This window comes from Nocardia sp. CA-290969 (assembly GCF_050936135.1).
GTDB lineage: Bacteria > Actinomycetota > Actinomycetes > Mycobacteriales > Mycobacteriaceae > Nocardia.
Genome location: NZ_JBNJNJ010000001.1, coordinates 3,857,631 through 3,881,590, shown reverse-complemented (window position 1 = coordinate 3,881,590; position 23,960 = coordinate 3,857,631). Strand labels below are relative to the sequence as shown.

At 67.6% G+C, this 23,960-nt stretch carries 21 protein-coding genes and 1 pseudogene; 15 read left to right on the top strand and 7 right to left on the bottom strand.

The genetic code is table 11. The annotated features are described in order from the left end of the window. Positions 1 to 107: 107 nt before the first annotated feature. From ACQEVO_RS17455 to ACQEVO_RS17405, 11 genes are all read left to right on the top strand, one after another. Positions 108 to 1,025 (top strand): transporter substrate-binding domain-containing protein, encoded by a 918-nt coding sequence (locus tag ACQEVO_RS17455; protein WP_432914402.1) that lies wholly within the window; start codon positions 108 to 110, stop codon positions 1,023 to 1,025. Positions 1,026 to 1,071: 46 nt separating this feature from the next. Continuing rightward, a complete protein-coding gene (locus ACQEVO_RS17450; RefSeq protein WP_432914399.1) occupies positions 1,072 to 2,007 on the top strand; it encodes an amino acid ABC transporter permease in 936 nt (311 codons plus the stop codon). Between the two features lie 55 nt (positions 2,008 to 2,062). Continuing rightward, on the top strand, positions 2,063 to 2,881 hold the full coding sequence (locus tag ACQEVO_RS17445) for an amino acid ABC transporter ATP-binding protein (RefSeq protein WP_432914396.1): 819 nt from the start codon (positions 2,063 to 2,065) through the stop codon (positions 2,879 to 2,881). Continuing rightward, positions 2,878 to 4,032 (top strand): CapA family protein, encoded by a 1,155-nt coding sequence (locus tag ACQEVO_RS17440; protein ID WP_432914393.1) that lies wholly within the window; start codon positions 2,878 to 2,880, stop codon positions 4,030 to 4,032. The genes ACQEVO_RS17445 and ACQEVO_RS17440 overlap by 4 nt, the downstream gene beginning before the upstream one ends. Continuing rightward, a complete protein-coding gene (locus tag ACQEVO_RS17435) occupies positions 4,032 to 5,270 on the top strand; it encodes a CaiB/BaiF CoA transferase family protein (protein WP_432914390.1) in 1,239 nt (412 codons plus the stop codon). The genes ACQEVO_RS17440 and ACQEVO_RS17435 overlap by 1 nt, the downstream gene beginning before the upstream one ends. Next, entirely contained in the window at positions 5,267 to 6,580 is a 1,314-nt protein-coding gene (locus tag ACQEVO_RS17430) for a 2-hydroxyacyl-CoA dehydratase (protein ID WP_432914388.1), read from the top strand. The genes ACQEVO_RS17435 and ACQEVO_RS17430 overlap by 4 nt, the downstream gene beginning before the upstream one ends. Then, the gene (locus tag ACQEVO_RS17425) at positions 6,577 to 7,863 is read left to right on the top strand and encodes a 2-hydroxyacyl-CoA dehydratase (RefSeq protein WP_432914385.1); all 1,287 of its coding nucleotides are present in this window, start codon (positions 6,577 to 6,579) and stop codon (positions 7,861 to 7,863) included. The genes ACQEVO_RS17430 and ACQEVO_RS17425 overlap by 4 nt, the downstream gene beginning before the upstream one ends. Before the next feature lie 6 nt (positions 7,864 to 7,869). Continuing rightward, positions 7,870 to 9,093: an MFS transporter gene (locus tag ACQEVO_RS17420; RefSeq protein WP_432914382.1), complete on the top strand. Its 1,224-nt coding sequence runs from the start codon at positions 7,870 to 7,872 to the stop codon at positions 9,091 to 9,093. Positions 9,094 to 9,147: 54 nt separating this feature from the next. After that, positions 9,148 to 10,914 (top strand): CocE/NonD family hydrolase, encoded by a 1,767-nt coding sequence (locus ACQEVO_RS17415; protein ID WP_432914379.1) that lies wholly within the window; start codon positions 9,148 to 9,150, stop codon positions 10,912 to 10,914. 28 nt (positions 10,915 to 10,942) lie between these two features. Next, positions 10,943 to 11,860 carry a hypothetical protein gene (locus tag ACQEVO_RS17410; RefSeq protein WP_432914376.1) on the top strand — a complete coding sequence of 306 codons (918 nt, stop codon included), beginning with the start codon at positions 10,943 to 10,945 and terminating at the stop codon, positions 11,858 to 11,860. Positions 11,861 to 11,973: 113 nt separating this feature from the next. After that, positions 11,974 to 12,618 carry a DNA alkylation repair protein gene (locus tag ACQEVO_RS17405; RefSeq protein ID WP_432922749.1) on the top strand — a complete coding sequence of 215 codons (645 nt, stop codon included), beginning with the start codon at positions 11,974 to 11,976 and terminating at the stop codon, positions 12,616 to 12,618. Here the strand turns inward: ACQEVO_RS17405 and ACQEVO_RS17400 are convergent. The 3 genes from ACQEVO_RS17400 to ACQEVO_RS17390 form a co-directional block, all read right to left on the bottom strand. Beyond that, a complete protein-coding gene (locus tag ACQEVO_RS17400; RefSeq protein ID WP_432914373.1) occupies positions 12,562 to 13,011 on the bottom strand; it encodes a cytochrome P450 in 450 nt (149 codons plus the stop codon). The genes ACQEVO_RS17405 and ACQEVO_RS17400 overlap by 57 nt on opposite strands. Then, positions 13,005 to 14,231 (bottom strand): NERD domain-containing protein, encoded by a 1,227-nt coding sequence (locus tag ACQEVO_RS17395; protein ID WP_432914370.1) that lies wholly within the window; start codon positions 14,229 to 14,231, stop codon positions 13,005 to 13,007. The genes ACQEVO_RS17400 and ACQEVO_RS17395 overlap by 7 nt, the downstream gene beginning before the upstream one ends. A gap of 195 nt (positions 14,232 to 14,426) precedes the next feature. Next, positions 14,427 to 14,975, bottom strand: coding sequence for a hypothetical protein (locus ACQEVO_RS17390; RefSeq protein WP_432914368.1), 549 nt, complete (start codon positions 14,973 to 14,975; stop codon positions 14,427 to 14,429). A gap of 312 nt (positions 14,976 to 15,287) precedes the next feature. Here ACQEVO_RS17390 and ACQEVO_RS17385 point away from each other — a divergent pair. Then, positions 15,288 to 16,231 (top strand): annotated as a pseudogene (locus ACQEVO_RS17385) (TerD family protein); the annotation flags it as partial. 17 nt (positions 16,232 to 16,248) lie between these two features. Here the strand turns inward: ACQEVO_RS17385 and ACQEVO_RS17380 are convergent. Continuing rightward, complete coding sequence (locus ACQEVO_RS17380) at positions 16,249 to 16,485, bottom strand: hypothetical protein (RefSeq protein ID WP_432914365.1); 237 nt, start codon at positions 16,483 to 16,485, stop codon at positions 16,249 to 16,251. 205 nt (positions 16,486 to 16,690) lie between these two features. Here ACQEVO_RS17380 and ACQEVO_RS17375 point away from each other — a divergent pair, with 205 nt between their 5' ends. Further along, positions 16,691 to 19,243: an acyl-CoA dehydrogenase gene (locus ACQEVO_RS17375; protein ID WP_432914362.1), complete on the top strand. Its 2,553-nt coding sequence runs from the start codon at positions 16,691 to 16,693 to the stop codon at positions 19,241 to 19,243. A gap of 18 nt (positions 19,244 to 19,261) precedes the next feature. Here ACQEVO_RS17375 and ACQEVO_RS17370 read toward each other — a convergent pair whose 3' ends face one another. Then, positions 19,262 to 19,699 (bottom strand): hypothetical protein, encoded by a 438-nt coding sequence (locus tag ACQEVO_RS17370; RefSeq protein ID WP_432914359.1) that lies wholly within the window; start codon positions 19,697 to 19,699, stop codon positions 19,262 to 19,264. A 104-nt stretch (positions 19,700 to 19,803) separates the two neighbouring features. Here ACQEVO_RS17370 and ACQEVO_RS17365 point away from each other — a divergent pair, with 104 nt between their 5' ends. Then, a complete protein-coding gene (locus ACQEVO_RS17365; RefSeq protein ID WP_432914357.1) occupies positions 19,804 to 20,265 on the top strand; it encodes a hypothetical protein in 462 nt (153 codons plus the stop codon). On the opposite strand, the gene zapE is transcribed toward ACQEVO_RS17365, so the two are convergent. Both zapE and ACQEVO_RS17355 read right to left on the bottom strand, forming a co-directional pair. Next, positions 20,259 to 21,323 carry a cell division protein ZapE gene (zapE, locus tag ACQEVO_RS17360; protein ID WP_432914354.1) on the bottom strand — a complete coding sequence of 355 codons (1,065 nt, stop codon included), beginning with the start codon at positions 21,321 to 21,323 and terminating at the stop codon, positions 20,259 to 20,261. The genes ACQEVO_RS17365 and zapE overlap by 7 nt on opposite strands. Positions 21,324 to 21,569: 246 nt before the next feature. Beyond that, positions 21,570 to 23,036 (bottom strand): flavin-containing monooxygenase, encoded by a 1,467-nt coding sequence (locus ACQEVO_RS17355; protein ID WP_432914351.1) that lies wholly within the window; start codon positions 23,034 to 23,036, stop codon positions 21,570 to 21,572. 339 nt (positions 23,037 to 23,375) lie between these two features. Here ACQEVO_RS17355 and ACQEVO_RS17350 point away from each other — a divergent pair, with 339 nt between their 5' ends. After that, the gene (locus ACQEVO_RS17350) at positions 23,376 to 23,864 is read left to right on the top strand and encodes an FBP domain-containing protein (protein WP_432914350.1); all 489 of its coding nucleotides are present in this window, start codon (positions 23,376 to 23,378) and stop codon (positions 23,862 to 23,864) included. Positions 23,865 to 23,960: the final 96 nt, after the last annotated feature.

Sequence of the window (23,960 nt, the reverse complement as noted above, 5' to 3'; positions counted from 1 at the left end):
GAACAAAATAGATCTAATGTTGGCCAGGTCACATCGGATGCCCGGCGGCGCTCGTCCACTGGCCCGAATCGTGCACATTCCATTCGGCCCATCACGTGAGGGATTCGATGAGCTTCACTCGTACCAAGGCGTTTGCCACCGCCGTCGCGTTATCTGTGCTGGCACTCGCCGGCTGTACGTCGATCGACGAGAAGACCGCGCAATCCGAACAACTGTCCGGCCCGGGCGCGAACGCCGGCGTGCTGTACGACCAGTTGCCGCAGGCGATCAAGGACAAGGGCGAGATCGTCTTCGTCGGCGATTCGCATCCGCCGTACCGCACCGTCGGGCCCGACGGGCAGACGGTGACCGGTATGGACCCCGATATCCAGCAGGCACTGTCCGGAGTGCTGGGCATCCCGATCCGGATGGAGGTCTCCAGCGGGCTTCCGGCCATGCTGTCGGGGATGCTGTCCGGCCGGTACGACGCGTTCAACGGCCCGGTGAAGGCCACACCGCAGCGCCTGGCCGAATTCGACGGGGTGCAGTGGCTGACCAGCCGGACGTCGTATCTGCTGCCGATCAACGGTGGTATCGGCGCGCAGAGCACCGCCGATCTGTGCGGGACCCGCACCGCGGGCGTGATCGGGTCGATCACCGAGGAACAAGCCGCCAAACTCTCCGGCTGGTGTGAGAGCAACGGCAAACAGCGCCTCGAATTCGTCGGCCTCGCCGATACCAATGCCACCCTGCTGGCCGTCCAGTCCGGCCGGGCCGATTCCGCGGCACTCACCCAGAGCGGTGCCATCGATACCGCCGCCGCGCAGCCGAATACCTGGCGCGCCGTCGCGCAGACCGAGGAGCAGGGCGCCCGCGCCGATCAGCTGGTGCTGCTCTCACCCAAGACCAACAATCTGGGACCGGTTTTCTACGAGGCCTTCAAGCTGCTGTTCGCCGGCGGGCAATACGCCGAACTGGTCGAGAAATGGAATCTCGCGGATATCGCGATCCCGGAACCGGTCCTGAACCCCACCGCGACAGCGTGACCTGCGACCGGCCGGCCGTCCCATGTTCGACAAACGAGGAAAAGCGATGACCGCATCCCTGACCGAGCGCCCGTCGGCGACCGTCACCGCCGCCGCCGACGATGTCTCCGCCGCCCGGCCCCGCCTGCGACCACTGCGGTGGATCGTCTCGGTGATCCTGCTGGTGCTGGCCGCGCAGCTGGTCAATTTCGTGGTGACCAACGAGCGGTTCGGCTGGGATATCGTCTGGGGCTATTTGTTCTACCCGACGGTCCTGAAGGGCCTGGCCATGTCGGTGTTCATCACCGTGGTCGGGATGGTGGTGGGCTCGCTGCTGGGGGTGGCGATCGCCGCCGGCCAGAACAGCGATTTCTGGCCGGTCCGGCTGGTGTGTCAGGGGTATGTCGGTATCTTCCGAGGTATTCCGCCGCTGGTTCAGCTGATCTTCTGGTTCAACCTCGCCTACCTCCTGCCGCAGGTGTCGATCGGCATCCCGTTCGGCCCGACGTTCGCCTCGTGGTCGTCGACCGAGCTGATCAGCCCGCTCACCGCCGCGCTGATCGGGCTGAGCCTGCACGAGGCCGCGTACATGTCGGAGATCATCCGTTCCGGTATCGGCGCTGTCGACGCCGGACAGCGGGACGCGGCGATGGCCATGGGCTTCAGCCGCTGGCGGACGTTCTCGCGGATAATCCTGCCGCAGGCGATGCGGGTGATCGTCCCGCCCACCGGCAACCAGTTCATCTCGCTGCTCAAGGGCACCTCGCTGGTCTCGGTTATCGCCATGACCGACCTGCTGTTCTCGGTACAGCTGATATACAACCGCACCTATCAGGTGGTGCCGCTGCTGATCGTGGCCTGCCTCTGGTATCTGGCCGTGGTCACGCTGCTGACGTTCTTCCAGCGCCGGCTCGAACGCCGCTACGGCCGCGGTGAGCGCCGTGACGAGCGCACCGGCAGCGGCTGGCGTAGTGCGCTGGGCCGGGGAAAGAAGTCGCGGTGAGGCGCCGACGCTGCGCTCGCCGCCGACCGCATGTACTGCCCTCGAAGGAGGCACTATGACCGAGCAGACCCCTACGCCGCTGGTGCGGGTGTCGAATCTGCGCAAGGTTTATCACGGCCGGCCTGCACTGGACGGTGTGGATCTCACTGTCGCCGAAGGCGAGGTCGTCGTCGTGCTCGGCCCGTCCGGGTCGGGGAAGTCCACACTGGTGCGCTGTATCGACCAGCTCGAGAAGATCGACGGCGGCGCGATCTACCTCGACGGTGAACTCCTGGGATTCGCGCACAAACACGGCGCCCTGCGACCGCTGTCGGAGGACGATATCGCCAAGCAGCGGCGCCGGATGGGCATGGTCTTCCAGCAGTTCAACCTGTTCCCACATTGGACGGTGCTGCGCAATATCACCGAGGCCGCGGTGGCGATACACGGAATGTCGAAGGACGAGGCCCGCGAGCGGGCCGAAACGCTGCTGGAGAAGGTCGGCCTGCCCGATAAGGCGCACGCCTATCCGCGACAGCTGTCCGGCGGCCAGCAACAGCGCGTCGCGATCGCCCGGTCGGTGGCCACCCGGCCGCGGGTGCTGTTGTTCGACGAGCCGACCAGCGCCCTGGACCCCGAACTGGTCGAGGAGGTGCTCAGCGTGATCAAGGATCTCGCCCGCTCGGGTTTGACGATGGTCGTGGTGACCCACGAAATGGAATTCGCCCGCCAGGTCGCCGACCGCTGTGTGTTCATGGTCGACGGCAAGGTTGTCGAACAGAACACCGCGCAAGATTTCTTCGAGCGACCGCAGACGCAGCGATTGCAGCGGTTCCTCAGCCGATTCAACGAATCCCGCAAGGGTGGCCGGGAACTCGTCGAGGAGGTCCGGTGAGCGGCACCTGCACGATTCTCGCCGTCGGGGATCTCGTTCTCGACGAACCCGATCCCGCCGCGTATTTCGTGCCGAGCGCGGAGTTGCTACGGGCCGCCGACCTCTCGATCGGGCATATCGAGGTCCCCCATTCGACCAGTACCGTCCAGGCGAGTACCGATGTCCCGGCCCCGCCGGCCGATCCGGCAGCGCTCGACGCCGTCGCCGATGCGGGATTCGATATCGTCACCCTGGCCGGTAACCATCTCTACGACGTGGGCACCGACGGTGTGCTGGATACGATCAGGTACTCGCGAGCAGCCGGCCTGAAAACCGCGGGTGGGGGAGCGAACCTCGCCGCGGCCCGCGAACCCGCCGTCCACGAGGCGGGGGGACTGCGGATCGGGGTGCTCAGCTTCAACTGTGTCGGCCCGCGCGATTCGTGGGCGGCCTCGCAGAAGGCCGGCGCGGCCTACGTCAAAGTGCTCACCCATTACGAACTCGAATCGGCCACCCCCGGCGGGCCGCCCACGGTCTACACCTTCGTCGCTCCCGACAGCCTCGCCCGGATGAAATCCGATATCCGGGCACTGCGCGCGGAGGTGGACGTGGTGGTCGTCGCCCTGCACAAGGGGATCGGCCATACACCGGCGGTCCTCGCCGATTACGAATCGCCGCTCGCGCAGGCCGCGGTCGACGCGGGAGCCGATCTGGTGATCGGGCACCACGCGCACATCATGCGCGGGATCGAAATGTACCGCGGGAAGCCGATCTTCCACGGACTCGGCAACTTCGTCACCGTGACGCATGCGCTGACCCCGGTCGGTGGCGATTCCGCGGAACGGCGGGCCTGGGCGGCACGGCGGCAGCAGATGTTCGGATTCGTGCCGGATCCGGATATGCCGTCGTATCCCTTCCACCCGGAGAGCCGCAATACCGCGATCGCGTCCTGCACGTTCGGCCCGGCGGGGATCGTCCGCGCCGGGTTCGTGCCGTGCTGGATCGACGACGACGCCCGGCCGGTCCCGTTGACACCGGGCGACCCGCGCGGCGGTGAGGTCGCGGACTACATCGAAAAGATCACCCGGGCGGCCGGTTTCGATACCGAGTTCCATCGCGACGCGGATCTCGTCACGGTAACCGCGCCCCACGAACAGCAAAGGACATTGTGATGGCTCAGCGCCCGTTGGAAGGCAAGGTCGTGCTGGACCTGACCACCGCACTGGCCGGCCCGTACGCGACCCTGCTGCTCGCGGGGCTGGGCGCCCGGGTGATCAAGATCGAGAATCCGGAGCGGGGCGGTGACGCGTCCCGCAACAACTCCCCGTACGTCACCCGCGACGGGCTGTCGATACGCCGCACGAGCGACGAGGACATGTCGGTATCGATGCTCTCGCGCGGCCGGAACAAGGAGTCGATCACCCTCGATCTGAAGCAGCCCGCCGGGCGGGACGTCTTCTTCGACCTGGTCGCGCACGCGGATATCGTGGTCGAGAACTACAGCGCCGGAGTCACCACGCGGCTGGGAATCGATCACGCCGCGGTCGCCGAGGTGAATCCGAAAATCGTCTATACCTCGATCAGCGGGTTCGGCAGCCAGGGCGGGCCCGGCACCGGCAAGGCGATGGATACCATCATCCAGGCACTCAGCGGGGCCATGTTGACCGCCGGCAGCCCCGGCGACGGCCCCATCCGGTTCGGCCTCCCGATCGGTGACCTCCTGGCCCCGCTGTTCGCGGTGATCGGCACCCTGTCGGCGGTGATCCAGGCCGGGCAGACCGGGCGCGGCCAGCACGTCGACGTCTCCATGCTGGGTGCGCTGACCTCCCTGGTCGCCGCCGAACCCTTCGACGCCTTCGAGATGATCGGCTTACCCACCCGCACCGGCGATATGGTGCCGCGGCTGGCGCCGTTCGGGATCTTCGAGGCCGCCGACGGATACTTCGCGATCTGCGGTCCCACCGACCCGTTCGCGCACGGGGTACTCACCACCATCGGCCGCCCCGACCTGATCACCGACCCCCGGTTCGCGAAACGCGACGGCCGGGTGCACAACGCCGACGAACTGCACGCCATGATCTCGCAGTGGGCCGCGGACAAACCGGTGGCCGAGGTGATCGCCGAACTCGAGCGCAACGGCGCCCCCTGCGCGGAGGTCCGCTCGCCGCGGGACGCGGTCCGCGATCCGATCGTGCAGCAGCGCGGGGAAGTGGTGCCGCTCAGCCACCCCAGCTACGGCGAGGTCGTGGAACTGTTCGGCAGCGGTCTGCCGATCAGCATGTCCGAGAGCGACACCAGCCTGGACCGGCCCGCACCCGCCCTGGGTGAACACAACACCGATGTACTCGGCCGGCTCCTCGGCTACGACGCCGAGCGGATCGCTGCCCTCGCGGAAAGCAAGGTGCTGTGAACGTCGCGGAACGGGTCCGGGAGCTCCACGATTCCAGCGTGGACCGGGCCGCAGCAGGGCTGGGGATCGCTGGAGAACCCGCAGATCCACGCCCGGTGGCCGGTGTGGTCGCCGGCGAATCCGAACCCGCACGCGCCGGCTCCGGTCGCCCGGTGATCGGGGTGGTCGGCGGCGATGTGCCGGTGGAGATCATCGAGGCGTGTGGTGGGCGCGCATTCCGGTTGTCCGCCGCGGAGCGTGAAGCGGGCGTGGAGGCGGTCGAATTGCTCGGAGCTGCCGTCGATTCGGTATTCCACTCGATTCTCGACCGCATACTCACCGGTGAATTCGGTTTCCTGCGTGCACTGGTCGTTTCCCGCGACTGCCAGGGATCGCTGCGCCTGTTCTATGTGCTGCGGATGCTGGCGCGGCAGGGTCGCACGGTACCGGAGGTCCATCTGGTCGACCTGCTGCACCTGTCGCGGGAGTCGACGCGCGACTACAACGCCCGCCAGATCGCGGCGCTGGCCGAGGTCGTGGCCGGCTGGACCGGAACCGCACTCACCGAGGCCACGCTCTACAAGGCACGGGAATCGCGAGGGCAGCTGGCCGGGGCGTTGCGTGACCTCCGCGCCCAGCGGGTCGCGGGCGCCGTCCCCGGTGCGACCGCACTGCGCCTGTACGCCCTTGCGCAGACCGAGGCGCCCGCCGACTCGATCGCGTTGATCGATGCGGTGCTCGAATCGGCCCGGCCGGCTGCGCCCCGGGAACCGGACCTGCACTCGGCCACACGTGGTACTGCCGACAGCGCTGGGTCCGCGGGTCGGCGGGCCGGAGCTGTCGGCCCGAGCGAGTCACCGGCCGAAGGTAAGCCCCGTGTCTTCCTCACCGGGAGCACGGTCGATCAGGTTGCGGTGTACGAAAAGCTCGAAGCCGCCGGCGTGCTGATCGTCGGTGAGGACCACAATTGGGGCGATCCGGTCGCGGACCTCTGGGCTGCGCCCGCTGCGGCCACCGAACCGGCGGCTACCTATACGGCGATCGCCGAGCACCGGTTGCGGCTCGGTCCGATGGCACAGACGTCCGGATTGTCCGATCGCGCCCGTTTCAGCGCGGCCTGCGCCCGCCGCTGTGCCGCCGAGGTAGTGCTCTCGATCGGGCGCCACAACGATCCGGCGCCCGGCTGGGACCGGCCGGGACTCATCCGGGAACTGGGATCGGACCTGCGGGTGGCGGCACTGTCCGTGGCCGCCCACACCTGGTCGGCGGACGAACTCGGCGCCGCCGTCGCGCTGCTGATCCGGGAAGATTGCGAGGCTACGGCACGATGAACGCACCACACACCGCACCGAATACCCGGGTCGCTGCAGTCCCGCCCACCCGGCTCGCCGCGGCAACGGCGGCGACCGCGTATCAGAAGCAGTGGTTCGCCCGGATGCGCGAGGAGGTGGCCGCCGGGGCGCCGCTCGCCCTGGTGAACGCCGACGCGCCGCAGGAAATCCTGCGGGCCATGGGAATCCCGTATGTGGTCAACCAGTGGTGGGCGTCGGTCGTCTCGGCCAAACGCCTGGGCCCGGAAGCGCTGAACAGTATTGCCGCGCAAGGCTATCCCGACGATTCCCTGCAATACGACGCCATCGGTCTCGGATCCATGGACCTGCCGGCCGAGAAGGCGCCGTGGGGCGGCCTGCCCCGGCCGGATTTCGTGATCGCCGAATGCAGTGGTGACGCCACCCGCAAGGTGTTCGAGCTGTGGGCGCAGCATCCGGAGACCGAATTCTTCCCGTTCGAACGGTCCTCGGCCACCACCGCACCGGACAACTGGTGGCAGATCGTCCCGCACCACTGGGACCGCGCCTACGCGCAGGACCGGCTCGACCTGATGACCAGCGAGAACTGGCAGCTCGTCGAATTCCTCACCGAGCGCACCGGGCGCACCTTCGAGATCGACCGGCTCGCCGAGGTGATGGTGCTGGTCAACGAGCAGGCCGAATGGAACAAACGCACCCGGGACCTGATCGCCGCCACTCGCCCGGCCCCCGTCTCCCTCAACGACAGTATCCCCGCGGTGATGATCCCGCAGTGGCATCGCGGCAGCGAATGGGGGCGGGATGCGGCCCGCGCGCTGTACCACGAGGTCGAGGAAGCGGTGCGCGACGGCCGCGCCGTATATCCCGGGGAGCGGGTGCGGCTGATGTGGATCGGGCGCGGGCTCTGGTTCGATCTGGGCCTGTACCAGCGGTTCCAGGAGAAATACGGCGCGGTGTTCGTCTGGTCGATGTACCTGGCGATCGCCGCCGACGGCTACGCCCGCTACGGCGACGACCCGATGCGCGCCCTCGCGGCCCGCTTCGCCGGATTCACCGACCAGCTGTACACCCCGCCCATGTCGGCGCAGTGGTACGTCAAGGAAGCGCGCAACCACGGTGTCGACGCGGTCGTCCACCTGGTGGCCGATGACGTCCCGGGGTCGGCGTTCACCACCGAAGCACTGGAACACGCCGGTATCCCGGTCCTGGAGATCAACGCCGACAACGCCGATTCCCGTGGTGGCGCCGCGGCGGCGCTGGAAACCGCCATCGGCGATTTCCTGGAGCGGCGAGTTCTCGGCTGACCCGCCATGGCACCCCTGCTACCGCCGCCGCTGCGCCGGCGGAACTTCCTGCTGTACTTCGCCGGGCAGATCTTCTCCAACACCGGAGTCTGGTTCCAGAATCTGGCGTTGAGCCTGTGGATCGTCGAGACCACCGAGAGCGCGCTGGCACTGTCGATGGTGGCGGTATGCCAGTTCACCCCGATGCTGCTGCTGTCTGCACCCGCCGGAGCGGTGGCCGACCGATTCCGGCCGCGCGCCATCTTGTTCGTCACCGCACCGCTGATGATGCTGTGCGCCTCCGCCCTGGCCGTCGCCGCCGCATCGGGACACGACGAACTGGTCACGCTGCTGGGGATCATCGCAATCAGCGGAGTCGTGCAGGCATTCGATCGGACAGCCGGACAGGCGTTCCTGTACGAACTCGTCGGTCCGCGTGAACTCGGTGCGGCGGTCTCGCTGAACACCGTTGCGCTGTCCGCGGCACGGTCGCTGGGGCCCGGGCTGGCCGGCCTCACCTACGCGGCAGCGGGTGCGGCGACCTGCTTCACGGTGAATGCGATCACCTACTCGAGTGTGCTGCTCGCACTGTGCCTGATGAATCCGAAGGCGTTCGCGGAAAAGCGGGTTCGGACCGCAGAAACCGACAAGAGCGCGGTGCGGACACTCCTCGGCGACCCGACCCTGCGGCGCCTGTTCGGTACCAATATCGCCGTCACGGTTCTCGCCATGAACTTCATGGTGGTGGTCACCGCCATGGTGACCATCACCCTCGACGGCGATCCGGCGCAACTGGGCGCCACACACGCGCTGAACGCGGTGGGCGCGGTGATCGGCGGACTGATCATCTCGGCGATCGCGCACCGGGGCACCCGGGTGGTCGCGCTGTCCACCGCAACTCTCGGGGTCGCGCTGGGGGCGGCGGCGTTCTCGCCGAATCCGCTGATATTCCTGCTGCTCTCGCCGCTCATCGGACTCGGCCTGGGCGCATTCCAGAGCTCCCTCAACAGCACGGTGCAGATGCTGAGCCCGCCCGGGCTGCTCGGGCGGTCCGCCGGGCTGCTCACCATGAGCAGCGTCGGCGTCGCCCCGGTCGGTGCCGTGATCGCCGGTTCGATCATCGACAGTTCCTCGGCGCGGGTGGCGTTACTCGTCGGCACCATCACCTGTTTGGTGTGCGGCGCCGTTCTCGCCCGCGGCGGCGACCGGACACCGCATCCGGCGCCCGAACACTCACCGCTGCTGCGCTAGTCGCCGCGGTGTGCAGGCGAGTTCTGCTCGCCGTGACAATTCAAGGAGATACCTATGTCCAGAGCTCGCTGGCTGGTCGCGGGTCTCGTCGGCCTCCTGGTCGTCGCAGGCGCGTTGTTCGCGGCGGTCACTCGACCGGCCGGAACCGATTCCGCGCGCGCCGGTTTCGCCGACTACACCCCCGGCAAGCAGTACACCGAGGCGACCACCGAAACTTTCTACCTTCCGATGACGGACGGGACCCGGCTGGCGGTCCTCCTGCACCGCCCTGCCGTCGGCGGCCGCGCTGCCGACGGCAGGTTCCCGGTGATCTGGCATCACAAACTGGATATCTACCCCAGCCCCAAAGACGGGGTGGGACCGCGGGAAGCGGGCTATTCGAATCTCACCGCCCTGACCGAACACGGATATGCGATCGCGCAGGTCGCCCGGCGTGGGAACGGTCAATCGTTCGGGGTACGGCGCGGATATCACGACCGCGTCGAGGCGCAGGACGCCTACGACGTCACCGAATGGCTCGCCACCCAACCCTGGTCGAACGGGCAGGTCGGTATCTACGGGTGTTCCAACACCGGCGACGCGGCAATGCACGCGGTCTCCATGCGACCCCCGCATCTGAAAGCCGCCTTCGCGGGTTGCTTCTCGTGGAACAAATTCGACGCCATGCGGCGCGGCGGGATCGCGGCGCAGTGGGGGTACGGGCCCACCCGCACCGTCGCCGACGATATGACGGTCACCCCCGTCGCCGGCGACGAGGACAAAGTGCTGCTGCGGCAGGCCGCCGAGGAACATCAGAAATCCACACCGCTGGCGAAGATGTGGGCCGGTATGCCGTACCGGGACGATTTCTCCCCGCTGGTCGGCTCCCGGTTCTGGGCCGAAGGCAGCCTCAGCACCTACGCCGCACAGATCCGCGAATCACAAGTACCGCTGTACATCGTGGGCGGGTGGCGCGACGAATTCCGGGACCAGGGGATCGTGACCGCACTCAACACTTCGGGTTCGAAATTGCTGATCGGCCCCTGGTTGCACTGCGAGAACCCCGGTCTCGCGCTCGTGCAGGAAGCACACCGGTTCTTCGACGAGCATCTGAAAGGGATCGACACCGGCCTCGACGAGGAGCCACCGATCCGCTACGCCACCGTCTCGGATATCGACAACCCCACCGGTGCCATCGATTGGCGTACAGCGCAGGCCTGGCCGCCCACCGATTCGGGTCTCACCGATTTCACGCTCGGCGGCGACGGGGTACTCGGCTCGGCCACTCCGGGCAGCCGGAAGTTCACCGTGAACACGTCGGTCGAATGCCCCGAGGCGGGCTCGGGGTCGACCGTCCAACCGTGTCACACGGCAGGCGAAGGCACCTCGTACACGAGCGCACCCCTCAGCCGGGATACCGAAGTGACCGGTACGCCGATCGCGGCTCTCACCGTCCGGGCCGACCGCAGCGACGCCCACCTCTTCGCCTTCGTCGAGGACGTGGCACCGGACGGCACGGTATCGGTCGTCACCGAAGGGCGGCTCACCGCCTCGCTGCGCACGGAAAGCGAAGCACCGTACGCTCTTCCGGCCGGAGTGCCGTACCACCGTTCGTTCCGCCAGGATGCGCAACCGCTGACCCCTGGGGAGGCCGTACGGATGCGGTTCGACATTCTGCCCCTCTCCTACATCTTCCGCGAAGGCCACCGGATGCAGATCACGGTGACCGGCTACGACCACCGGGAAAGCATCCCGCTACCCGACGCCCACGGATCGAAGATCGAGGTCGTCTCCGATCCGGCACACCCGTCGCTGGTCCAGTTGCCCGTCGTCAAGTCCTGATCACCGCCCCGAAAGCCAGGAGTCATCCATGAAATTCTCCCGAAGCGCCGCCCTGCTGTGCGCATTCGCCGTGACCGGTGGTCTCGCGACCGCCTGCGGCACCGGCCAGAGCACGTCCGAACCGGCACCGGCCGCGACAGCCAATGCCCGAGACGACTACCACCCCACCGTCCGCGAGGCCACCGCAGGACTGGACGGGCACACGGTATACCGGCCCGCGGACCTGGACGCCTTTCCCGACGGCAGCGTTCCGATCCTGGCCTGGGCCAACGGCGGCTGCCGCACCAGCAATATCCCCGCCACGAGCTTCCTGACCGGTATCGCCGCCCAAGGCTACATCGTGATCGCGAACGGGGCACCCGGCGAACACCCGATCGAACAGCTCCCCGACGACACCCTCGCCCGCCCCGACCGGCTGACCGACGCGATCGACTGGGCCACCGACCCTGATACCGGCGGCACCCAGTTCGGCGGAAAAGCCGATACCGGCACAATCGGGGTGATGGGCACCTCGTGCGGCGGTGTCGAAGCGCTGCTCGCCGCATCGGACCCGCGGGTCGATTCCGTGGCCGGCCTGAACACCGGCTTCTTCCCGCGCAAGCGGTTCGGGTTCGAACGCACCGAATTGAGCAAGATCGAGGTACCGACCCTGCTGTTCAACGGCGGTGACAAAGACCAAGCTCAGCAGAACAGCGTCGACAACTTCGAACTACTCGACACCCCCGCAGTCCTCGTCGCCCAGGAAACCGCCGGCCACAGCGGCCTCACCTACGGCCTGGACGCCGGCGACACCAGCGGCCCGATGCTGATCGCCGGATACACGATGGTCACGGACTGGTTCGACTACACCCTCCACGGCAACAAGGACGCCGAAGCGCAATTCGCCGGCGCGGACTGCGGCCTGTGCACCAAACCCACCTGGACGGTACGAACGAAGAATCTCTGACCATCCGGCTACGGATGACGGGCTTCCCGGCCGTCGTAGGCTGAAGCCCACAGGCGAGGAGAGGAGGCGAGGTGGCCCGGACCACGAAGGAACCGGTAACGGTGGCCGAGGTGATGGCGGAACTTTCCGCGCTCGAGGACCCGAAGATACGCGCGGTGAACGAGAAGCACGGCGACGACCACGGCGTGAATCTCACCAAGTTGCGTGCTGTCGCCAAACGGCTGAAAACGCGGCAGGACTTCGCCCGCGAGCTGTGGGCGACCGAGGACACCGCGGCACGACTGCTCGCACTGCTGATCTGCCGCCCGAAAGCGTTCGACCGGGACGAACTGGACGCGATGCTGCGGCAGGCCCGAACGCCCAAGGTGCACGACTGGCTGGTCAACTATGTGGTGAAGAAGAACCCGCACGCCGAGGAGCTGCGCCTGGCCTGGTTCGCCGATCCCGACCCGGTGGTGGCCAGTGCGGGCTGGGCGCTGACCTCCGAACGTGTGGTGAAGAAACCCGAGGGCCTCGATCTCGCGGGTCTGCTCGACATCATCGAGGCGGAAATGCAGAACGCTCCGGACCGTCTGCAATGGGCCATGAACACGTGTCTCGCCCAGATCGGGATCGAGCATGCCGAGTATCGGGCCCGGGCCCTCGCCATCGGCGAGCGCCTGGAGGTGTTGAAGGACTACCCGACTCCGCCGAACTGCACCTCACCGTTCGCGCCCACCTGGATCGCCGAAATGGTGCGCCGCAAAGCGGGCGCCTGAGTCGTTGCGGCGGCGCCTGAGGACGGGCCCGGTGGTCCTCGACCTGACCTGCTCCCGGCCGGTGTCACGGTGTCGTGCGGCGGGAATACCCAGGGCAACCGGTCGGCTGCGCTGGCCGTGCAACACCGGACTCGCGATGCGCTGCGGTGTTCCCGCGGGCGCCAGGGCGGGCACCCGACGCGCGATCTCCGCGACGACGCTGTGGCTTCCATCCGGGCGCGCGCTTCCGATGCAGTAGTGAATGCCCACGCCGAATGCCAGGTGGTCCTGGATATCGGGTCGATCGAGCCGGAATTCGCCGGGGTCGGCGAAGCGGTGCGGGTCGCGATTCGCGGAGCCGACCAGCGGCAGGACGTGCGCACCCGCGGGGATGGTGGTTACGCCCGTCAGCAATTCGGCTGGAACGGGAAACAGACAGGCTCTGTTCGTGGCGCGGGTGGTCCCACGCGAGGCGTCGGCGGAGGGGGCATCGTTGTCTGTTCGGTGGCCGAGCCGTTCTGCGGTTGACCGGTGGTTCCCCGGGGCTCGGTCCGCCCGTTGCCGAGTTGGGCCAAGAGCCAGATCCCGGCGGCGAGGACGGCGATCGCCGCCAGCGCCGCGGCGGTCTGGGGCTGGATGCGGCGCCGGCGTCGCGAGCCTGCGGCCGGCTCCGAGTCCGAGGGTGCGGACGAGGCAGTGGCAGGTCCGGGGGCGGCCTGAGCAAGCGATGTTTCGGCGACCGGTGGAGGAGCGGGATCGGTGGGGGCGGAAACCTGGTTCCCTGTGTAAGGCGGTATCGGCCCGGCGGGCTCTGCTCGGGCGCGGCGTGGCGTGGGTCCCGGGGGCACCGATGGGGTTCCGGCGCCGGGTGTGCGGGGTGGTGCGGACGGTGGCGGCGGGACCGCGGCCGAGGGAGCCGAAACCTCGGGCGCCGGCGCCACCCGGGCTGATGGCGGGGAAGCCGGCGCCGCCGCTTTCGCGGGCTCACCGCGGTCGGGCGGCGCGGCGGACCGGGCGGGGGCATCGAGGGGGAACCCTTCGTGGGCCAGGTCGGCGACCGTGGTGCTGCCGCCGTGCTCCAGGGCATCGACCAGCGCGTACGCCTGTTCGGCGGTCCAGACGACCGCAGCGCGGTGATGGGCTCGGTGGAACCAGGCGCGCAGCGGGTTCTGGTTATTGCACACCAGCACATCACAGCCCTGCGGCGCCGACTTCTTGTCCAGCCGTAACGTCGTCTCACGCGGCGGGACCACCACCACGAGACCGCTGACGAATGTGGGCCCGCCGGCGCGAGCGGCCACCGATTTCAGTTTGAAAACCGCTTCGCGCACCTGATCGTAGGGCGTGGTATCGCTGTGCCGCACGCTCACCGGATCGCCCTCGAACCCCGAAACCGTCCACCGGCTGTTGCTGGTGCAGTGCAGAACACCCCCGCCGACCTCGGGATTCACCCCCTTGATCTCACACACGACGGTGGTGTACGGCGTGATGATCACCAGATCGACTTCCTGCCCGGCCACGAAACAGTTCGCGATCGCGACCCCGGGAACCCGGTAATCGTCCTGCCATTTCCGTAACCAGGCGACGACCCGCTTCTCCGCACCCGATCTGAGCTTGTCGGCGATGACGAGCACCGAACCGACCCCCTCCCTTCGCTGGTGATGTGGCCCACCTTAGCCGCACTCGGCTCGCTGCTTCGAGAGTCATTGTGGCCGAGGGTGTTCCCTGGCTCACAGTGGCACATCTGCGTCAGTGTCCGACGCTTACGTTTGCGGTGGTCGGACGGTTGATGCGGCTGCTCGATTCAGTTGGCCGCGCGGGGGCCCGGTTCACCGCTGGCGCGCGGCGATCCAGCGTCCGGTCGTGGGCAGCGCGGCCAGTACACCGGCCGCTGCGGGACCGAACGCCATAGAGCCGGACACGAACAACTGCAGAACGAGAATATCTAGTTCGGAGATACGGTTGATCTCGATTGCCATCCGGACCAGCGGCACGAACGCGGCCAGCGCGCCGACCGCACCGCCGATGACCAGCAGTACCCGGCCGAGCTGGGTACGAGCGAACAACAATCCCGAACCGGCGAGCAGGAGAGCCCCCGTCACCGCGAACACCGGCACATACACGAACACAGTGGGGTCGAGTGCGATGGCCGTCGGCATCCCGTCGTTCAGTTCATCGACCGTCTCGACATAGTTGCGCCACGCGAAGTAGGAATTGACCGCCAGCACGGTTGCGACGATTCCGCCGAGCAGGCCGATGAGGGCAGCCGCCAGCGCAGTCCCATTGTTCGGTGCTCGTGGCGAAAGACCGAGCGGTGCAGGGTGTCCGGAGCCCGGTGGCGGAGCGGGGTAGCCGGCATTGTTCAGCGGACCGGTCATACGAACCCCCCATCAGTCTGAGCCCACCCTAACGCATCGGAATCCAAGTCAGGTCGCATACGCATCTCGAACCGCGCGACGAAGCGCAGCTCGAGGGCGGGCGACAAACGTTTCCAGCAACCGGCTGGTGGCTCGAGTGGCGGTCGTCAACATGTTGCATCCTGGAGGCTATGGAAAAGTTTGCGTAACTGCGATTTCTGGTAAATCGGCTCGTAACGGACGCCTACCCCGGCTCGATGTGCGTGTGACATAACTCCTTTCCGCGCCTCGATCGAAGGTGAAGTCCGTGACGTCTGTTTTGTTGTCCAAGCGGTGATCAGCCTGTCCAACGATGTCCCGGCCGCGCCCGGTGAACTGCCGGTGGAGGTGGACCGGCGCAAGCTGGCGAAAGTCGCACTGCGGCATCTGTCGTGGGCGGAGGTTGCGCACGAGGCCCGCATGCTGCTGACACACGGCGGGGTATCGAGGACGGCCTGGAGGTGTGGCTGCTGGGTGAGCTCCTCCGCTATCTCGAACATCCCCGCTCAGGGGCGCGGGAATTCGTGGACATGGGCAGGAATTGGGTGGCTGTCCGCGACGCGGTGGTCGGCGGAACCCTGCGCGCCGGCGATCAGAAGGCGGCGGCGGTCGCCGAGAGGTGGGTGTCGCTGTCCCGGCACCTGGCGTTGCGGCTCACGGCCGAACTCGGCGTGACGGTGAAGAACATCCTTCCGCGGCGGTTTGCCAACGATCCCGCTGCTCGCGATGCGGCCTTTGCCGGCAGGTTGGCCGCCGAAGGGGTGTTCGAAGCGGTGCTGCGCGTCCCCGACACCGTGGGCGATCTGGTGGTGGTAGCCGATGTGCGGACGAACAAGATACTGTGCCGCTCTACGGTGGCCGCCCCTGATGAAGGGACCTCCTTCCGGCGATTGTCCTGGCTGCTCAAACAGCTCGCCGACGCACCGGGTGCGGTACGGATCGAGGCGGTGTACTCGGAAGACGGAAACGAGGCGTGCGAGTATCTCGAGGCGGTACGTGCCGAACCCAAACTGCTGACCGGCGGCCGTTCCGGCCAGATCGCATCGTTCACTCTCGAGCAGAGCTTCCCGATGGGTAACCGTCGATCGGGGACTGCCTCGAGCTTCATCACGAGCGTGACCGGCGCGGTCGACGCGTTCTACGGGAGCGTGTTGCAACCGCTGCGGGCGTGGTCGCCCGCAGCGCCCAAACAGCAATCGGAGTCATCGGCACCCGTTGTCGAACCTGCCAGTGCGTAAACAGTAGGGTCTGTTCGCTATTCGCCGAAGCCCGCGAGGGCCGCGGCGAGGGTTTCGGCGTCGAGGGCTTCGAGGGCCCGGTCGCGCACATCGGGGCAGGTTTGCGTGGTGACGGTGTCGACGAGGCCGGTGTCCTGGAGGACTTCGTCGTTGAGGCCGTCGTTGCGTGCGGCCCAGTTCTGCACCGTGCCGTTGAAGGCCACCCGGGCCGCGACGGGGCCCCAGGTCGTGCCAGGTGTCGATTTCGCTGCCATGCCTTCGAGGCCCCGGCGATGCCTCCTATCAGGGCAGTTGGTGTCGGGTATTGCGGAAGTGCCTGACTGTGCGGTATTCGAATAAGAAGAGGAATCTACGATAGAGAGAGTGATATTTCCGAATCAGGAAGCATCGTTATCGGTGGCGCTGACACTCCGGCGTGTGACCGGCTTCCCGAGACCCATAGAGAAGTGAGCCGACCGCATGCTGTTCGATATCACCGATGACCAGGAGTTCTTCCGCTCCACGACCGCGAAGTTCCTGGCTGCCCGTGTCCCGCAGGAGAAGGTTCGCGAGTTGCGCCACGACGAGCACGGGTTCGGGGCCGAGTATTGGCGGGGTGGAGCCGAACTCGGCTGGACATCCTTGCTGGTCGGGGAGGAGGCCGGCGGCGGATCGATCAGTGGGCGGCCGGTTGTCGATCTGACGTTGATCGCGTACGAGTTCGGGCGGCATGCGGCGCCCGGGCCGCTGGTGCCGGGGAATATCGTGGCTGCCGCGTTGGCCGAGAACGGTTCGCACGCGGAGGTTCTCGCCGAATTGCTGTCGGGTGAATCGATCGCGACCTGGTGTCACGCCGAGGCGGCACCGCAGCGCGGGGTCGGACTCGAGATACGGGTCGACGGGGACGAGCTGGTCCTCAACGGCGGGAAACAGCCCGTCGAGTCGGCTGGGGTGGCACGGTATCTGCTGGTCACCGGGCTGTGCGAGGGTGGCCTCACCCAGGTTCTGGTGCCGGTGGAGAGCCGGGGAGTCACCGTGACGCCGCTGCGCTCGCCCGACCTCACGCGCCGGTTCTCGGCGGTCGCCTTCGATGATGTCCGGGTTCCACGCAGCGCGCTGGTGGGTGTGCCCGGGGCGGCGGCGGAGCAGATCGCGCGGCAGGAGCAGATCGCGGTGGTCGTGCAGTGCGCCGAAACCGTGGGGGCCATGCAGACCGGCTTCGAGATGGTGCTGGACTGGATGGCGGACCGGTATTCGTTCGGGCGGCCGCTGGCGTCGTACCAGGCGCTGAAACACCGGACGGCCGATCTCAAATCGTGGCTCGAGGCGGCGCACGCGATCGCCGACCGGGCCGCCGCCGCGGTGGGCGAACAGTCCCCGGAATCGGATGAGCTGGTGGATGTGGCGCAGGCGTTCATCGGCCACTACGGGCCGGAGCTGCTGCAGGACTGTGTTCAGCTGCACGGCGGAATCGGGCTGACATTCGAACACGACCTGCATCTGTTCCTGCGCCGGGCCACCGTCAACCGCACGCTGTACGGCACACCGGCCCAGCACCGCCGGCGTATCGCCGACCGGCTGATCGAACAGGATGCGGCGAGCGCGTCGGACCCCGGAGCCCTGGGGCAGGATGATCGCGGGGCACCGGATCCTTCGGAGCAGGCGCGCGGCGTGGCGGCGCCGGAGGGCGAGCCCGGCGGAGCCTTGCCCACTCCCGATGAGTCGGCGAGTCCCTCCGGCGGGACGGTGGTCGCGGAGCGTGATGACCCAGGGCAAACGGGCCTGGGCGATCGGCCGGGAACAACTACAGAACCCGAGGCCGTCGAGAGTTTCCGACTGCGGGCGCGGGCCTGGATCCGGGCGAACCTGGGGCCGTACCGGCCGGAAGCCGTCGCCGGACTGCGGAAGGTTTCGCGGGAAGAGGAGTTGGCGGCAGTCGGCAACGACCGGCGGCTGCAACGCAAGCTCTACGACGCGGGGTTCGCCGGGATCGCGATACCGGTCGAATACGGTGGTCAGGGGCTCACGGTCGCGCATCAGCGGGCGTTCACCGAGGAGATGGCCGGTTTCGAGTATCCGTCGCGGTGCCAGGTGCCCACGCTGTCGCCGTGCGCGGCGGTGCTGCTCGATTTCGGGACCGAGGAGCAGAAGCGGCGCCATATTCCGGCGATGCTGCGGGGCGAGGAGATCTGGATGCAGTTCCTCTCCGAACCCAGCGGCGGCTCCGATGTGGCGGGCGCCGTGACCACCGCCGTCCGCGACGGTGCCGACTGGGTGCTCAACGGCGCCAAGATCTGGACCACCGGCGCCTGGTATTCCGATTGGGCGCTGTGCCTGGCCCGCACCAACTGGGATGTGCCGAAACACCGCGGGCTCACGGTGTTCATCCTGCCCATTCACCAGCCGGGGATCGAGGTGCATCAGATCGAGATGCTCAACGGTGCCCGGGAATTCTGCCAGGAATTCCTCACCGATGTGCGGGTCCCCGATTCCGACCGGATCGGCGAAGTGGACGGGGGCTGGACGGTCGGAACGCGGTGGATGTCGCACGAACGGCTGCTGTCGGAATCGCCGTATGTCACGGTGCCCGCGAAACCTGCCATCTCCGACCGGTCGCCGGTGGAGATCGCCTGCCGGGCCGGCACCATCGACGAACCGGGTGTGCGCGACCTCATCGGCGAGGACCGGATGCTCGATATCGTCGGCACCGCGCTGCAGCGACGGCTCGGGATGGGGATGGCCACCGGCCGGATGCCCGAACAGTCGGCCGGTATCGGGCGCCTGTTTCGCGGTATCGCCGAATCCCGCCGGGCAACTATCGAATTCGAGGTCGCCGGGGATGCGGTATGGGACGGGGAGTTCGGCGATACCGCCGACGTGTTCCTGATGCGGCAGGTGAGCTGTATCGGTGGCGGAACCACCGAAATGGCTCGCAATGTGATCAGCGAACGAGTGCTCGGGATGCCGCGGGAAGCGCGCTCCGATAACAATGTGCCGTTCCGGGAGGTGCCGCGGGGTGGTCGCCGGACCTGATCGACCGGCGCACCGGTATCAGACCCTGATGGTGATTTCGCCCGGGTTCGTGGTGATGGTGACGACCACCGTGCCGGGGCCGGTGTCGGCAAGGGCGCGGTTGTAGCCGTGGTCGGTGGGGAAGGGGCCCACCGGGGCGGGGACCGACGAAACGGCGACCTCCGTGGAGCCGGTGGCTCCCGAATCGAGATTGCGCCAGGACACCGTGGGTGTCACCACGCACGACGGGTCCTGCCGGTCGGCCCGGAACAGTACTGCCACCGCGACACCGAGGACATTGGCCGGTAGTGGCGCCACGGCGACCGCGGTGCGGACGGTGCCGGCGCAGCCCGGTGCCACGTCCACCCGGGCGTCCTCGAAATCGGCGGCCGTCTGGGCACCTGCGGGCGCGGCGACCGGGAACAGGGCGGATGCGGCGAGGGCAGCGAGGGCCAACGGCCGCAGAAGCATTCGCAAAGAAACTTTCCTCTCAAAGACGTTCGCGCGCGGGTTACCCCTCGCAGCGGTCAGGGTAAACCCAAGGCCTGCGCTCGGGCGGGGAAACGCATAGGCTCGTGCGCATGGGACTCGACGTATACGCGGTCCGGCCGAACCAGGGCCGGGTTACCGATATGGCGGCCTTCGAGCAGCTCCAGGCGATGCCGCCGGAGGAACGCGGGGAATTCGGGTGGTTGCATCCCGACGATCTCGAACCGTTCGAGGAACTACCCCGCGATTTCGCCGAGGGCGGATTGTTCTGGCCGTCGGACGGCGATCCGACCGGGTTCCGCGGCCAGGTGTACGAGAAATGGGTGTCCGACGAGTTCGGGTTGAGCCTGTACGAGGTACTCGACCCCGATGACGTGCGCGGTTTCCTCGAACGACTCGACGAATGGTTCACCCGGGTCGAAACGGGGGATGCGGCGGTGCCCTTGTTCGGCGATGACAGCGACGACGGGCACGCGCTCACCCGGGTGCGGTCGCTGGCGGCGTACCTGCAGGCCGTGACCGACCAGGATCTGTGGTTGTTCCCCGACTACTGACCGGCCGGCGCGGCGGGGAGAGTGGCGCCGGCCAGCAGCGCCAGGCGGCTGGCGGTGCGGTGGATATCCGGGGGCAGCTGATCGCCGGCGAGGCATTCGTTCAAGGGCGCGCGGCCGATGAGGGTCAGCGGGATCTGCCGGTCGCAGAGGATATCGACGAGGTTGGCGAAACGTTGTACGGGGTCGCGGTGGACGGTCGCCAGTATCGGGAGTCCCGATACCGTCCACCGGCGGTACCGGTCGGCAAGGTGCAGATAGTCGATGGTGGAGTAGGGCCGGTCGCACAGATCGGCGAAATCGAACCAGATCGTATCCCCGCGCACGGCCAGCGCGGTGACGGAGCGGTTGCCGGCGCCGACCCGATGGCGTTCGCCGGGTTCCGGTAGGCGTAGATCGGCGGCCGTGAGTTGCCGGGCGTCCCCCGGCCACAGGTAGCGTCCCAGTCCGAACCCGGCCGCCGGCGCCGGGCTGTGGCGCCGGTAGTCGGACGGACCCGCTACCTCGACGATGTCGAGGGCATCCTCCAGCGCCGCGGCCACCGGTTCGATCAGATGATGGAACAGCGGGTTGGGCAGTAGTCCCGACGGCGGATAGTTCGACGTGGTGACCAGGGTTATCCGGCGGGCGAACAGCGAGTCCACGACCTTGGCCAGGATGGTGGCGTCGCCGGGGTCGTGGACGTGGAATTCGTCGAAACACACCAGGCGGGCGTCGCCGAGGAGGTCGTGCACGGCGCGCTCCCCGGCCCGCGCGACGTCGCGGTGGGCGGCGTAGCGGGTGTGGAATTCCCGGAAGAACTCATGGAAATGGATCCGCCTTTTCCGCGGGGTGGGAACGGCTTCGTAGAAGGTGTCGACCAGCCAGCTCTTCCCACGCCCCACCGGGCCCCATACGTACGCGCCGCGCGGTGGTGTGCTGAAAAGACGTCGCCGCCCGCATAATTCGGTGCCGAGGCGGTCGAGACGAGCGGCGGCGACACGTTGTGATTCGTCGAGTGCGAATCCCGCATCGCGCGCCGCCGTCGCGAATACCCCGGCCGCCCAGCCTGTTCCCGCCACCGCGCACCTCCCTGTGAGCCTGCGGTCAGCCTGACAGCCGGGGTCCCCGGAACCCAGAGACGAGGGGCACATGTGAAAAGAATCGCGCCGGGAACCGGCCGGCGGACCTGCGTGGGTGACGGTGGCGACTCGCCGTGGTATGGGGAGGGAACGTCGTGCGCCACTGTGGTCGTCAGGGCCGCCCGCGCGCCCACACGGTCGAAGCGGACCGGACGGGACGGAGTGGTCAGGTGAGCGCGCCGCAGGTTACGCGGCCGGGGTGAGGGTGTAGTCCTGGGGTTCCAGCCGGCGGACGCGGCGGCGATAGCGGGTCACCGTGCCCGGCCAATTGTTGGTGATTTTCCCCGCCGCGTTGCGATACCAGCTGGAACAGAAATTCCACGGGGTGCGCTCGAGGCGTTTCTGCAGCGCCTCGTTGAACGCACGCTCGGTGTCGGCGCGGACCTCGAGCACGTGGCCGGGTCTACCGGCGAGCAATTGCACAGCCTGGCGGATATACCGGGACTGCGTTTCGATCATGTAGATGATCGACCCGACCCCCAGATTCGTATTGGGTCCGTACACCAGGAAGAAATTCGGGAAATCGGGCACCGTCATCCCGTAGTAGGCGTGCGCCCCGCCGGCCCACGCCTCGGCCAGTTCCCGCCCGCCGCGGCCGCTGATCCGCATCGGCCAGAGGAATTCGGTGCCCTTGAAACCGGTGCCGTAGATGATCACGTCCGCTTCGTGGAGCACGCCGTCGCCGGTGCGCACACCCTCGGTGGTGATCTCGGTGACGGCGGCGGTGGTCACCTCGACATTCGGCTGGGTGAGCGCCGGGTAGTAATCGCTGGAGAACAGTGTGCGTTTACACGCGATCGGATAATCCGGGGTGAGTTTCGCGCGCAATTCGGGATCGTCGACGTTCTTGCGCAGATTCCGTTCCGCCAGCCGCGCCACGAGCCGGCTGATGATCGGCAGCTCCACCAGCCCCAGCGAGGAGACTTCGGCCGTCAGCCACCAGCCGAGACGCTCCACCAGCAGCATGCCGGGAATTCGCGCGAACAATTTGTGCTGCACCGGCGAATAATCGGTATCGAATTTCGGCAGCACCCAGGCGGCGGTGCGCTGGAACAGGGTGAGGTGGGCGACCCGCGGCTGTATCTGCGGTACGTACTGGATCGCGCTCGCGCCGGTGCCGATGCACGCGACGCGTTTGCCCGCGAGCTCGACACTGTGATCCCACATCGCCGAATGGAACGCCGGCCCGGCGAAACTCGCCACGCCCGGGATATCGGGCAGCTGCGGGCGGGACAGCTGGCCGACCGCGGAGATCAGCACATCGGCGGTCCGGGTGGCGCCGTCGGCGGTGTGTACCGTCCAGCGGCCGGTTTTCTCGTCGAATACGGCCTCGGTGACCTCGGTGCCGAACTCGATGCGGTCGAGCAGATCGTGCCGGCGCGCGACCCCGCGCAGGTAGTCGTGGATGGCGGCCTGCCCGGAGTAGCGCTGCGGCCAATCGGGCTTCGGTTCGAACGAGTAGGAGTACAGCGGTGACGGCACATCGCAGGCGGCTCCGGGGTAGGTGTTCTCCCGCCAGACCCCACCGAGATCGTGGGCTTTCTCCAGGATGGCGATATCGTCGACGCCGTGGCGCCGCAATTCGATCGCCACCCCGATACCGCCGAAACCGGCGCCGATCACCAGCACCGACACCCGGTGTGCCCCACTCATAGCTACTCCTGTCCATCGGACCCGGGCGTCGACTCCGGTGCCGGGCTGCCCGACCGCCGTCGCCGGGGCCGGCCCGCTCATGCCCGGTCGTGTCCAACTGTGGCCCCTCTCACTGTAGGTCTGCGGTGCGGGTCGGGATCGATACTTTCGGCCAACCGGCCGGGGAACGGGTCGAACTGCGGAGCAACCGGTTCGACGCCCGATCCGGGGCCGGACCCGCATGCCGGCAGGATCGATCGACTCCCTCACGTGCGGAAATGGCGTTGCCGACGCTTCGGTGCGGTCGATAAGGTGTCGCGGTTTGCCCATCCTCATCATGTGAAGGAGTTTCGACACCCGATGGAACCCGTAACCGAACGAGAGATCAGAGCGTCGTTCGTCAACTGCTCGAAAGGAGACGCCAAACGCCTCACGGTACCGGCCGACCTGGACACCCGCCCCTGGGACGATCTGGACTTCCTCGGCTGGACCGACCCCGGCCTGCCCGGCCGCGCCTATCTGGTGATCCCCGAGGCCGATGGTCTCGCCGGTATCGCCCTGCGCTACGAAACGGGCGGTCCGCGCCGATCCCAGATGTGCACGATCTGCTCGACCACCCACAGCAACGGCGGGGTCGTACTGATGACCGCCCGCAAATCCGGCGAGGCCGGGCGCCGCGGGAACACCACCGGCACCTACATGTGCGAGGACCTGTCCTGTTCCCTGTACGCCCGGCGTAAGAAGACGCCGACGCTGGGCCGCGCCTACCGCGACGATTTCGATACCGATGACCGGGTGAGGCAGGTCGGGCAGAACGTGACCGCGTTCCTCGGCCGGGTCCGCTCCTGATCGTCACCTGAATCGAGCACGAGAGAAAGAGGTTGTGGCCGATGCGCCGATACTCGAGACCGAACCCGCGGCATGATCCGGATCCCGCACCACGAC